Source organism: Glycomyces salinus, assembly GCF_016428645.1.
Taxonomy (GTDB): Bacteria; Actinomycetota; Actinomycetes; order Mycobacteriales; family Micromonosporaceae; genus Glycomyces; species Glycomyces salinus.
Window position 1 is genome coordinate 15,181 of sequence record NZ_JAELXW010000083.1, and the last position, 12,006, is coordinate 27,186.

Genomic DNA, 12,006 nt, shown 5'->3' on the forward strand with positions numbered 1-12,006 from the left:
GGTCGGCCGCTATTCGACGGTCCAGACGGGCCCGCGAGGGGTGTCTTTGACGGTCACGCCGGCGCGGGCCAGCTCGTCGCGGATGCGGTCGGCGGCCGCGTAGTCCTTGCGGCCGCGGGCCTCGTTCCGCTGTTCGAGCGCGATCGAGACGAGGGCGTCGACCACGCCGGTCAGCTTGGCGTCGCCCGGGTCGTCCCAGTGCGGGTCGAGCGGGTCGAGGCCGAGCTGGTCGAGCATAGCTCGGACGCCGCCGGCGATGCCCGCGGCGGCGGTGTCGTCGCCGGAGTCGAGGGCGGTGTTGCCTTCGCGGGCCATGTCGTGGATCGCGGCGACGGCGGCGGGTGTGTTGAGGTCGTCGTCCATGGCGTTCACGAAGTCGGAGCAGGCCATGCCGCCGATGGTGGCTTCGAGGCCGAGCTGCTCGGCGGCGCGGTGCACGAAGTTCGACAGCCGCTCCCAGGCGGTCTGCGCCTCGCCGAGGGCGTCCTCGGAGAAGTCGACGGCCGAGCGGTAGTGGACGCTGGAGAGGTAGTAGCGGATGGCCGCGGCGCTGAAGCCCTTCTCGCCGAGCGCGTTCACCGACAGGGTGTTGCCCAGGGACTTGCTCATCTTGGTGCCCGAGAGGTTGAGCATGCCGTTGTGCACCCAGTACTCGGCGAAGTCGAGTCCGGCGCCGCGGGACTGGGCGAGTTCGTTCTCGTGGTGGGGGAACATGATGTCGGTGCCGCCGCCGTGGATGTCGAAGGCGTCGCCGAGGTAGCGGCGGGCCATCGCGGAGCATTCGATGTGCCAGCCGGGGCGGCCGGGACCCCACGGGGAGGTCCAGGTGGCGTCGGCCGGTTCGCCGGGCTTGCGGGCCTTCCAGAGGCCGAAGTCGCGGGAGTCGCGCTTGTCGCCGGTGTCGGGGCTGGAGAGCATGTCCTCGGGCCTGCGGCCGGAGAGGCGGCCGTATTCGGGCCAGGAGGCCACCGAGAACCAGACGTCGCCGCTTTCGGTGGCGTAGGCGTGGCCGCCCGCGATGAGCGCCTGGATCAGGTCGATCATCTGGGTGATGTGGCCGGTGGCGCGCGGTTCGTAGGTGGGGGCCTGGACGCCCAGCGCGGCGTAGCCCTCGGCGAGTTTCCGCTCGTTCTCGTAGGCGATGGCCCACCAGGGGCGGCCCTGCTCGGCGCCGCGGACGAGGATCTTGTCGTCGATGTCGGTGACGTTGCGGACGTAGGTGACGTGGTAGCCCGAGCGGCGCAGCCAGCGGACGAGCAGGTCGTAGGAGACCCCGGAGCGCAGGTGGCCGATGTGGGGCGGGCCCTGGACGGTGAGGCCGCACAGGTACACGCCGACCTCCCCGGCCTTCCGGGGCTGGAAGTCGCGGACGGTTCGGGTTCCGGTGTCGTACAGTCGCAGGCTCACGGAGCAATTCTAACGGCCCGGGGGCTTTCGCCCCCGGGCCGTGTGTTCGTGTCGCGCGGCAGGTCAGGCGCGGCGCCTGCGCATCAGGATGACGGCTCCTCCGACGAGGACGGCCGCGGCGGCGGTGCCGACCAGGAGCCCGGTGGCGCCGGTGCCGGTCTCGGGGAGGGCCTGGTCGCCGTCCCCGTCCCCGTCGCCGTTTCCACCGTCGCCGACCGCTTCACCGGTGATGTCGAACAGCGTGGTGGTCCCGGAGACCTCGTTGGCGACCGCGAGCGCGGGCCGACCGGTCGGGGAGTCGTCGGCGCCGATGAACAGCAGGCCCTCGGGGCCGAGGTCGCCGCCCGAGTCCGGGCCGGGTTCGGCGCTGAAGTCGCGGTTGGTCACATAGGTGACGTAGGTCGCCTCGGCCGGGTCGGTGATGTCGTAGACCATGACGCCGCCGACCCGCTCGAGGCCGATGAACGCGTAGGTGCGCTCGCCGATGGTTCCGATGGCGACGTCCTCGGGCTCGGGGCCCTTGTCGTCGGAGCGCTTGTCGGGGTCGTTGTCGTCGTTGTTGGCGTTGAAGTGGTCGGGGTCGGTCTCGGCGAGGATGTGCTCGAACTCGGAGCCGGAGTCGAAGACCAGGTCGCCGTCGGTGCTCCAGATCGAGAAGGAGCGGCCGCCGAAGGAGTACAGCTCCTCGTAGCAGGACCCGTCCTCGCTCAGGCCGTCGGCGGTGGTGACGTGGAGGCGTCCGAGGTTCTCCTCGGCCTGGAGCTCGTCGATGTCGTAGTCGGCGAAGCGGGGGGCGTCGGCGCACAGTTCGAGGTCGGCGACGCGGGTCTCCTCGGAGTAGCCGTCCCAGTCGCGGCTGTCGCCCTCGTTGGCGGTGACGATGTAGGTCTCGTCGCCGTCCTGGTAGAGGTCGATCCCGTCGGGCTGGTAGATGCCGTAGACCGGCCAGTCGGTGATGTTGACGGCGTCGTCCTTGTTGGACGCGTCGAGCTCGTTGCCCTCGAGCAGGTGGTCCTTGAAGCCGAAGGGGTGGAGCTCGGTGATCTCGGCGGTGTCGAGGTCGAGGGAGGCGAACGCGTTGTTCTCCTGGAGGGAGACGTAGGCGGTGTGCTCGTCGGCGGCGACCACGAACTCGGGTTCGAGGTTGCGCGAGACCGCGTCGGGTTCGGCCAGGTCCTCCTCGGGGCCGAAGACGCGGACGCCTTCGGGCAGTTCCTCGGTGTCCCAGCGGGTGAAGTCGGCGGTGCGGACCTCGCCGGTCGCGGTCTCGACGATGGAGACGGTCCCGGCCGGGTCGATCGAGTAGTCGTCGGCCGGTTCGCCCTCGTCGGCGGTCATGACGTAGGTGCCGCCGGGGGTGTAGTGGAGGCTGTCGGGCTGGGCGCCGACTTGGGCGCTGGAGAGGAGTTCGCCGTCGGCGTCGAAGAAGACGACCCAGCCGGGGTCGGTCTTGACCGGGGCCTCGACGGCGGCGGCCACGATCCCGTCGTGGACGTCGACCGAGTTGATCTCGGTGCCGGAGACGCCGAGGGCGTCGTCGGCGCTGAACCGGTCGAGCAGCTCGGGCTCGGCCGGGTCGGCCACGTCGAGCACGTCGACCGCTCCGAGGTGGGCGTTGACGACGAACAGCCGCTGCGTGGCCGGGTCGTGGGCGGTGATCTCGGAGGCCGACTCGTCGAAGACGCCGGTGCCGTAGGTGCCGAGCGGCTCCAGTTCGATGGGGGGTTCGGTCTCCTGGGCTCCGACTGCCGAGGGCACGGTCAGCGCCGCCATTCCGACGGCCAGAGCGGGTATGAACGATCGCTTGAACACGGGGGCGCAACCTCTTTCGGGGAGGGGACGGACGGGCCCAGTCCAGCCTCGGAAGGGGAAGCGCCGTGGAGCGAGCGGTGAACGGGTCGTGAACTCCCCGTCGCGATACGGCCCGGCGGTCGTACCGCGGTACTACCGGCGCGGGCGGCTCCTACCTGAGGAGGAACGAGAGATCGAACCGCTCGGGGACGCATTTCCGACGCCGCCTACCTAGGCTTGAACCGTGCGCGGCGATACCGTCCGCAAAGGAAAGGGAGCCCGATGATAACCGCGAAAGATCTGTACAAGAGGTACAGAAATACCGTTGCGGTGGACCATCTGTCGTTCGAGGTCCGGCCCGGCGTGGTCACCGGATTCCTGGGGCCGAACGGCTCCGGGAAGTCCACCACGATGCGGCTGATGCTCGGCCTCGACGCCGGCGGCGGCGAGACCCGGTTCGACGGCGAGCGGTTCACCTCGATCCGCCGGCCGATGAACCAGGTCGGCACGCTGCTGGAAGCCAAGCCGTTCCACCCCACCCGCTCCGCCCGGAACCACCTGAAGATGCTCGCCTCGGCCAACGGCATCGACGACGCCCGCGTCGACGAGGTCATGGAACTGGTCGGGCTCGGCCAGGTCAGGCGCAAGAAGCCCAAGGGCTACTCCCTGGGCATGGCCCAGCGCCTCGGCCTGGCCCAGGCCCTGCTGGGCGACCCGCGGATCCTGCTGCTGGACGAGCCGACCAACGGGCTCGACCCGCACGGCATCCACTGGATGCGGGACCTGCTCAAGAACCTGGCCGCCGAGGGCCGGACCATCTTCGTCTCCAGCCACCTGCTCTCGGAGATGCAGCTGATGGCCGACGAGCTGGTCGTCATCGGCAAGGGCAACATGCTCTTCAACGGCGACGTCGACACCTTCGTGCGCGAGTTCACCCAGACGACCGTGGTCGTCCGATCCCCGTCGGCGATCGAGTTCAAGGCCCGCTTGGAACGCGAGGGCGCGACCGTGTCGGTCGAGGACGACGGCGCGCTCGTGGTCTCCGACATGAAGATCGACGAGGTCGGGAGCCTGGCCTTCTCCGAGCAGGTCGAGCTGCACCAGCTGTCCGAGCGCAGCGCCTCGCTCGAGGACGCGTTCATGTCCGCGACCGGTGAGTCCGAGCAGTTCGTGGCCCAGGAGCCGGTCAAGCCCGCGACCGGAGGTGCCCAGAATGCTTGATGCACTCAGATACGAGTGGACGCGGCTGCGAACGCTGCGTTCGACCTACTGGCTGATCGGCTCGGGACTGCTGGCCGCCGCCGCGATCCCGGTGATCTTCGGCTTCGCCGGCTCCGACGAGCCGCTGAACGCCGAGATGACCGCGGTCGGCATCAACGGCGGGGCCTCGTTCGGCATCCCGTTCCTGGCCGTGTTCATGGCTGTGATCGGCATCTTCGCGACCGGCCACGAGTACCGGCACGGCACGATCCAGCCGACCCTGACCGCGCTGCCGCAGCGCTCGCGCCTGATCCTGGCGAAGGTCCTGGTCGTCTCGACGGTCACGCTCGTCGTCACGCTCGCGTCGATGGCGCTCAACGCCGCTGTCCTCCTCGCGTTCTGGGGCGAGGTGCCCAGCCTGCTCGACGACCCGCTGCGTTCTTCGCTGATCGGTTACCCGGTCTACACGCTGATCTACATGCTGATCGGCCTGGGCCTGGGCCTGCTGTTCCGCGGTGTGCCCTCGGCGCTGGTGGTCATCTTCCTGATGCCGCTGATCATCGAGAACGTGATCTCGGGACTGTCGATCATTCCGGCGCTGGACTGGCTGGTGCCGGTGGTCAAGTTCCTGCCGTTCACGGCCGGGATGCTGATGATGTCGATCGGTGGGCTCGACATGGGGCCGGGCGCGCCGGACTACGACTTCTTCGGACGCTTGGGCTCGGGAGTGGTGTTCGGGACCTTCGCGGCCCTGATCCTCGCCTCGGCCTGGACCCTGTTCAAGAAGCGCGACGCCTGAGCCGACCACCAGGAAACAGCGGCCCGGAGCGCATCGCTCCGGGCCGCCTCGGCGTGATGCCGCTACTGCTTCGCTTCGAGTTCCAGCCGGATCAGTTCGGCCGTCTCGATCGAGTTGAGGGCGGCGCCCTTCATGAGGTTGTCGCCGACTACGAAGAACTCCAGGGAGTTCGGGAAGTCGATCGACTGGCGCACGCGCCCGACCTGGGTGCCCGGTTTGCCGACCGAGTCGATCGGCATCGGGAAGACCATGTTGTCGGGGTCGTCGACCAGGTCGACGCCCTCGGCTTCGGCCAGGACGCGGTGGGCCTCGGCCACGGTGACCTCGCTGGAGAACGTGGCGTGGACGGCCTGGGAGTGGCCCACCGCCACCGGGACGCGCACGCAGGTCGAGGCGACCTTGAGGTCGGGCAGGCCGAGGATCTTGCGCGACTCGTTGCGGACCTTGAGCTCCTCGGAGGTCCAGCCCCCGTCGCGCCAGCCGCCGACCTTGGGGACGACGTTGAGCGCCAGCGGCGCCCCGAACGGCGAGTCGTACTCGGTGCCGAGGACGGCGCGCACGTCGTCGGGCTCGGTGCCGATGCGCTCGACCGAGGCGGTCTTGTCGATCTGCGCGTACAGGGCCTCCAGGCCCTCCTTGCCGGAGCCGGACGCGGCCTGGTAAGAGGCCACCGACATCGAGACCAGGCCGAACGCCTTGTCGAGCGCGGCCAGGGTGGGGATGAGCGCCAGCGTGGTGCAGTTGGCGTTGGCGATGATGCCCTTGGGCCGCTCGCTCGCGGCCTCCGGGTTCGCCTCGCGGCACACCAGCGGGACCTCGGGGTCCATGCGGAAGTACGCGGACTTGTCGATCACGACCGCGCCCGCGGCGGCGGCGATCGGCACCCATTCGGCGCTGACCTCGTCGGGCAGGTCGAAGTGGGCGATGTCGACGCCGTCGAAGACGTCCGGGCCGATGGCCTGGACGGTGATCTCCTCGTCCCCGACGGTGAGGACCTTCCCGGCCGAGCGCGGGGAGGCGACCAGGCGGATCTCGCCCCACTTGTCCCGCTCGTCGGCGAGCAGGCGGCGCATGATGGACCCGACGACGCCGGTAGCGCCGACGATGGCCACGTTCAGTTTGCGGCTCATGCTCATCGCCCCGTTCCCGCGTAGACGACGGCCTCTTCGTCGCCGCCGAGTTCGAACCGGTCGTGGACGGCCCGGACCGCGTCGTCGAGTTCGGTGTCGCGGCAGACCACCGAGATGCGGATCTCGGAAGTGGAGATGATCTCGATGTTGACCCCGGCGTCGGCCAGGGCCTGGCAGAAGTTCGACGTCACGCCCGGGTGCGAGCGCATCCCGGCGCCGACCAGGGAGATCTTGCCGATGTTCTCGTCGTAGATGAGCTTGGAGAACCCGACCTCGCCCTGGTGCTTCTTGAGCGCCTCGGTGGCCTTGGGACCGGAGTCCTTGGGCAGGGTGAAGGAGATGTCGGTGTGGCCGTTGCCGGCGGTCGACACGTTCTGGACGATCATGTCGATGTCGATCTCGGCGTCGGCGATCACCTTGAAGATCCTCGCGGCCGAGCCCGGCTTGTCGGGCACGCTGGTGACGGTGATCTTGGCTTCGGAGTCGTCGTGCGCGACGCCGCTGATGAGTGCTTGCTCCACGGGCAGCTCCTCCATGTAACCCGACACGATGGTGCCGGTCTTGTTCGAGTACGACGAGCGGACATGCAGCGGGATGCCGTAGCGGCGGGCGTACTCCACGCTGCGCGGGTGCAGGATCTTGGAACCCGATGCGGCCATCTCGAGCATCTCCTCGAAGGTGATGCGGTCGAGCCTCTTGGCGTCGGGGACGATCCTGGGGTCGGCCGAGTAGACGCCGTCGACGTCGGAGTAGATCTCGCAGACGTCGGCCTCCAGCGCCGCGGCCAGCGCGACCGCGGTGGTGTCCGAGCCGCCGCGGCCGAGCGTCGTGATGTCCTTGGTGTCCTGGCTGACGCCTTGGAAACCGGCCACGATCGTGATGTAGCCCTCGTCGAGCGAGGAGCGGATGCGGCCGGGCGTGACGTCGATGATGCGGGCCTCGCCATGAACGGCCGTGGTCAGCATCCCGGCCTGCGAGCCGGTGAAGGACCGGGCCTGGAGGCCCAGGTCGTTGATGGCCATCGCCAGCAGCGCCATGGAGATGCGCTCGCCGGCGGTGAGGAGCATGTCGAGTTCGCGGGGTTCGGGCACCGGTGAGACCTTGGCGGCCATGTCCAGCAGGTCATCGGTGGTGTCGCCCATCGCGGAGACCACGACGACCACGTCGTCTCCCCGCTTTCGGGTGGCGACTATTCGCTCGGCCACGCGCTTGACACGCTCTGGATTCTCGACCGAAGATCCGCCGTACTTCTGCACGACAAGCGCCACGGGATTCACCTCATGTCTTTTCTTCTCGGGTGCTGTCGTGCCGCCCCCGGGCTGTGCCGATCCATGGCTCGCAAGCTTCGCCAAGAGCGCGGACTCGTGGTCCGCACGCCTCGCCACAAGGGCAGCGACCTTACCTTAGCCGTGAGTACCGGCGTGGCGCCAGGTCATAGTGCTCGATGAGACCCAGAATCGGTCTGTGGCACGGCAGAACTACCTCAAACGCAAGACGAGCATCACAGTGGCCATTATCACGGCCCTGTCCGGATGCGGCACCGCGAGCGTCGTCGACGAGGCCGATCCTCCCCCGAGCCGGGAGTCGGCCCAGGCGGTGATGATCGGCCGCGCCTCCAAGGCCCTGGACGCCTCGTTCACCGCCGAGTACGCCTGGAGCGAGGGCGGGACGGTCACCGTCTGGGCCGCCGAGGACGGCACCTGGCGGGTCGACGTGCCGGGTTGGGCCCACGGCGGTGAGGTGGACGTGTCGGTGGCGTGGACGACCGGGGGATTCTTCCAGTGCGCCGAGGAGCGCTGCGTCAAGCTCGCCGGGATCACCGGCGAGATCCCTGGCGAGTACGACCCGAAGGTGCAGCTCCCGTTCGTCGAATGGCTCCCGCAGCTGCTGGACCGCCAGCTGCCGTTCGTGGTCTCCAAGGACGGCGACTGCTTCACGCTGACGCCGAACCGGGTGGTCATGGACGCCCCGATGCCTCCCGGACAGTGGTGCCTGGACGGCGACGGCACGCTCCTGGGCGTCTCGAATTCGCAGGTCGGGAACCTCGAACTCGAAGGGGAACCGGACGCGGCGGTGGAGACGGTCGAGCTGCCCGGCGAGATCGCCGAGTCTGAGCCGCTGGGTCGCAAGGCGCCCGAACCGGAGACACCGTCGCCGTCGGCCTCGCAATCGTCCACACCGAGCGCATCGCCCGATTCGGGTGACTCTGAGTAAGGAAGGCGACAGGAGAGCCCAGAAACCGGCCCGGTCGTGGCACCATGAAGGTTGGCAAACTGCCAGGGCCCCGAGACATGGGCCTGCTGACCACACCACTTAGGTGATAGCGCATGTATCCATCGACCGACCGGCACGCCGAGACGTCCGTGCCGATCCACCCGCTGCTGGCTAGCCGCCAATCCACCCGCGCCCTCGAGCCCGGGACGGACCTCGACGACGCGCAGATCACGGCACTGCTGGAGGCGGCCCGCTGGTCGCCCAGCGAGGGCAACACCCAGCCGTGGCGGTTCATCGTCGCCAAGCGGGACACCCCGGACTTCAAGCGGATCCTCGACTGCCTGAACTCGGGCAACGCCGAGTGGGCCCAGCACGCCTCGCTGCTGCTGGTGGCCGTCCGCACCGAGACCGACTCCAAGGGCCCGCTCAAGCGAGCGGCCTACGACCTGGGCCAGTCCATGGCCCACCTCACCTTCCAGGCCATGGCCGAGGGACTGACGATCCGGCAGATGGGCGGCTTCGACGACGAGGCCCTCGCCGGGGAGTTCGGCCTCCCGCCGGAGTTCAAACCGACCTCCGTGGCCGCGATCGGCGTCCCGGGCGACCCGGCGGCGCTGCCGGAGGACCTGGCCGGGCCCGACCGCCGCGAGCGGCGGCGCCTGCCACTGGAAGACCTGCTCATAGGCGGTGCCGCGTCCCAATAGCCGGACACCGCTTCCCGACTGGTTGCCGCCGGGTGTAGGCTCGGCGGCAGTCATGCGGTATTCGATGCTCCTTAGCTGCCGCGGCGGGGCCAACTAGGTCGGCTCCCTCGCCGCGGGTTCCGTCATGCCGGCTGGCAAGCGACCACCGCCGTTTCACAGGAGCAACCGTTGACCATTCAGGCCTTCAGCCAGCGCGCCAAGCGCTACCAGCCGTACTTCTCCCAGTTCACCGTCGACCTTCCCGACCGCACCTGGCCGGACCGGGTCATCGGCACCGCGCCGACCTGGTGCGCGGTCGACCTGCGCGACGGGAACCAGGCCCTGATCGACCCGATGACGCCCGAACGCAAGAAGAAGATGTTCCAGCTGCTGGTCGACATGGGTTACAAGGAGATCGAGGTGGGCTTCCCCTCGGCCTCCCAGACCGACTTCGACTTCGTGCGGGAGATCATCGAGCAGGACATGATCCCCGAGGACGTCACCATCCAGGTCCTCACCCAGTGCCGCGAGCACCTGATCGAGCGGACCTTCGAGAGCCTGCGCGGCGCGCGGCAGGCGATCGTGCACTTCTACAACTCGACCTCGACCCTCCAGCGGCGCGTCGTGTTCGGCCTGGACAAGGACGGCATCACCGACATCGCCACGCAGGGCGCGCGGCTGTGCCTGAAGTACGCCGAGGCCATCACCCCCGACACGGCGATCCGCTACGAGTACTCCCCCGAGTCCTACACCGGCACCGAGCTGGAGTACGCCCTGGAGGTGTGCTCGAAGGTCGCCGAGATCATCCGGCCGACCCCGGACTGGCCGCTGATCTTCAACCTGCCCGCGACGGTGGAGATGGCCACCCCGAACGTGTACGCCGACTCGATCGAGTGGATGCACCGCCGCCTGCCGAACCGCCAGAGCATCGTCCTGTCGGTCCACCCGCACAACGACCGCGGCACCGGCGTCGCCGCCACCGAGCTGGCCGTGCAGGCCGGGGCCGACCGGGTCGAGGGCTGCCTGTTCGGCAACGGCGAGCGCACCGGGAACGTGTGCCTGGTGACCCTCGGCATGAACCTGTTCAGCCAGGGCGTCGACCCGAGGATCGACTTCTCGAACATCGACGAGATCAAGCGCGCGGTCGAGTACTGCAACCAGCTGCCGGTCCACGAGCGGCACCCCTACGCCGGGGACCTGGTCTACACGGCGTTCTCCGGCTCCCACCAGGACGCCATCAAGAAGGGCTTCGCGCACCTGGAGAAGGACGCCGAGGCCGCCGGCGCCGAGGTCGACGAGTTCGACTGGGCGGTGCCGTACCTGCCGATCGACCCCAAGGACGTCGGCCGCAACTACGAGGCGGTCATCCGCGTGAACTCCCAGTCCGGCAAGGGCGGGGTCGCGTACGTGATGCAGAGCGAGTACGGCTTCGACCTGCCGCGGCGCATGCAGGTCGAGTTCAGCCAGGCGATCCAGAGGCACACCGACGCCTCCGGCAAGGAGGTCTCGAGCGCGCAGATCCACGAGCTCTTCCGCCGCGAGTACCACCCGGAGTACCAGCCGCGGCGGCGCCTGGTCGTCGAGGACCACGACACGACCTACACCGACGAGACGCTCACCCTGGACGTGAAGATCGTCCTGGACGGGGTGGAGCAGAAGATCTCCGGTGCCGGCAACGGCCCGCTGTCGGCCTTCACCGACGCGCTGTCGCAGGTGGGCGTCGAGGTCGAGGTCCTGGACTACGCCGAGCACGCCCTGTCGGCCGGACAGAACGCCCAAGCCGCCTCCTATGTGGAGTGCGTAATCGGCGGCCGGACCGTATGGGGCGCGGGCGTCCACCCGAACATCGTCCTGGCGACGATGCGAGCGGTGGCCAGCGCCTGCAACCGCGCCTGAACTCTGTCGAGTGAACTGGGGCCCGCGGCGAGTGCCGCGGGCCCGTTCTGGCGTCAGGGCCGCCTTCGGGCGATGTTGCGGCGTCGGTGAGGATGCCGGGGCCGAGCCGGTCGGCGCACTTGAAGTCCGGCCCGGTCCGGAGGGGTTCGCCTTCTCGATACCCCGGATATCGTCCACAATGAATGAACTCCGACGTCGATGGAGCGATCGACCATACGGGGCCCCGCATAGAATTGCCGGATGAAGAAGTCTCGGCTTGTGCTCCTCGGTGTCGGCGTGCTCGCGGCGGGCCTGATCGCGGCGACGGCAGTCATCCCCGGGTTCGGGCCGCGTGCGCTGATCAGCTCGATCTCCGGCGCGTTCGGCGGAGTCACCTGTGACGACACCGTCTGCCCGCCGGACGCGGAGTGGACCCGGCCGATAGACGCCCCGGTTACCTCCCAGTTTCGCAGCGAGGAGCGTCCCAGCCACCACGGCGTCGATATGGCGGCACCGCGCGGCGCCGAGATCTACGCGGCCTCGGCCGGGGTGGTGATCGTCGCCGAGTGCAACGCCTCCCTGGACGGGGAGCCGTACAGCTGCGATGTGGACGGGTCGCCGGAGGTGGGCGGCTGCGGCTGGTACGTCAAGGTCCTGCATGCCGGGGTCTTCGCCACGCTCTATTGCCATATGGAGACTCGGCCGGAGGTGGAGGTGGGAGACGCGGTGGTCACCGGGCAACTGCTGGGTCACGTCGGTTCCAGCGGCAATTCCTCTGAGCCGCACTTGCATTTCGAGACGCAGGTGGGGAACGATGTCGTGCCGCCGAATTCCAACAGTGCGGTCGATCCGATCTTCTTCATGGAGGAACGCGGCGCGCCGCTGCCCTGAGAGCCCGGCTTGAGCG

The 12,006-nt window shown here is 68.9% G+C and carries 10 protein-coding genes; 6 read left to right on the forward strand and 4 right to left on the reverse strand.

What is annotated here, in order from left to right; all coding sequences use genetic code 11:
* Nucleotides 1-9: 9 nt before the first annotated feature.
* Nucleotides 10-1,407, reverse strand: coding sequence for a cysteine--tRNA ligase (cysS, locus tag JFB92_RS19150; RefSeq protein ID WP_199042541.1), 1,398 nt, complete (start codon nt 1,405-1,407; stop codon nt 10-12).
* Nucleotides 1,408-1,470: 63 nt separating this feature from the next.
* Nucleotides 1,471-3,180, reverse strand: a complete 1,710-nt coding sequence (locus tag JFB92_RS19155; RefSeq protein WP_233163529.1) for a choice-of-anchor I family protein — start codon at nt 3,178-3,180, stop codon at nt 1,471-1,473.
* 348 nt (nt 3,181-3,528) lie between these two features.
* Between JFB92_RS19155 and JFB92_RS19160 the strand changes: the two genes are divergently transcribed.
* Together JFB92_RS19160 and JFB92_RS19165 are read left to right on the forward strand one after the other, a co-directional pair.
* A complete protein-coding gene (locus JFB92_RS19160) occupies nt 3,529-4,419 on the forward strand; it encodes an ATP-binding cassette domain-containing protein (protein WP_307789218.1) in 891 nt (296 codons plus the stop codon).
* Nucleotides 4,412-5,197, forward strand: coding sequence for a DUF2705 family protein (locus JFB92_RS19165; RefSeq protein WP_199042551.1), 786 nt, complete (start codon nt 4,412-4,414; stop codon nt 5,195-5,197). Before JFB92_RS19160 ends, JFB92_RS19165 begins: the two co-directional genes overlap by 8 nt.
* Before the next feature lie 62 nt (nt 5,198-5,259).
* Here the strand turns inward: JFB92_RS19165 and JFB92_RS19170 are convergent, their stop codons facing one another.
* Together JFB92_RS19170 and JFB92_RS19175 are read right to left on the reverse strand one after the other, a co-directional pair.
* A complete protein-coding gene (locus tag JFB92_RS19170) occupies nt 5,260-6,327 on the reverse strand; it encodes an aspartate-semialdehyde dehydrogenase (protein ID WP_199042553.1) in 1,068 nt (355 codons plus the stop codon).
* 2 nt (nt 6,328-6,329) lie between these two features.
* Nucleotides 6,330-7,595: an aspartate kinase gene (locus JFB92_RS19175; protein ID WP_199042555.1), complete on the reverse strand. Its 1,266-nt coding sequence runs from the start codon at nt 7,593-7,595 to the stop codon at nt 6,330-6,332.
* 196 nt (nt 7,596-7,791) lie between these two features.
* Here JFB92_RS19175 and JFB92_RS19180 point away from each other — a divergent pair, with 196 nt between their 5' ends.
* The 4 genes from JFB92_RS19180 to JFB92_RS19195 all read left to right on the forward strand — a co-directional run bounded on the left by JFB92_RS19180 (nt 7,792) and on the right by JFB92_RS19195 (nt 11,990).
* On the forward strand, nt 7,792-8,541 hold the full coding sequence (locus JFB92_RS19180; RefSeq protein WP_199042557.1) for a hypothetical protein: 750 nt from the start codon (nt 7,792-7,794) through the stop codon (nt 8,539-8,541).
* A 113-nt stretch (nt 8,542-8,654) separates the two neighbouring features.
* On the forward strand, nt 8,655-9,245 hold the full coding sequence (locus JFB92_RS19185; RefSeq protein ID WP_199042559.1) for a nitroreductase family protein: 591 nt from the start codon (nt 8,655-8,657) through the stop codon (nt 9,243-9,245).
* 168 nt (nt 9,246-9,413) lie between these two features.
* Nucleotides 9,414-11,120: a 2-isopropylmalate synthase gene (gene leuA, locus JFB92_RS19190; RefSeq protein WP_233163524.1), complete on the forward strand. Its 1,707-nt coding sequence runs from the start codon at nt 9,414-9,416 to the stop codon at nt 11,118-11,120.
* Between the two features lie 240 nt (nt 11,121-11,360).
* Nucleotides 11,361-11,990 (forward strand): M23 family metallopeptidase, encoded by a 630-nt coding sequence (locus JFB92_RS19195; protein WP_199042561.1) that lies wholly within the window; start codon nt 11,361-11,363, stop codon nt 11,988-11,990.
* Nucleotides 11,991-12,006: the final 16 nt, after the last annotated feature.

What these genes read in the sequence shown, in the direction of transcription:
- JFB92_RS19155 (WP_233163529.1), bottom strand. Translation starts at nt 3,180, where the DNA reads ATGGCGGCGCTGACCGTGCCCTCGGCAGTCGGAGCCCAGGAGACCGAA.
- JFB92_RS19165 (WP_199042551.1), top strand. Translation starts at nt 4,412, where the DNA reads ATGCTTGATGCACTCAGATACGAGTGGACGCGGCTGCGAACGCTGCGT.
- JFB92_RS19170 (WP_199042553.1), bottom strand. Translation starts at nt 6,327, where the DNA reads ATGAGCCGCAAACTGAACGTGGCCATCGTCGGCGCTACCGGCGTCGTC.
- JFB92_RS19185 (WP_199042559.1), top strand. Translation starts at nt 8,655, where the DNA reads ATGTATCCATCGACCGACCGGCACGCCGAGACGTCCGTGCCGATCCAC.
- JFB92_RS19195 (WP_199042561.1), top strand. Translation starts at nt 11,361, where the DNA reads ATGAAGAAGTCTCGGCTTGTGCTCCTCGGTGTCGGCGTGCTCGCGGCG.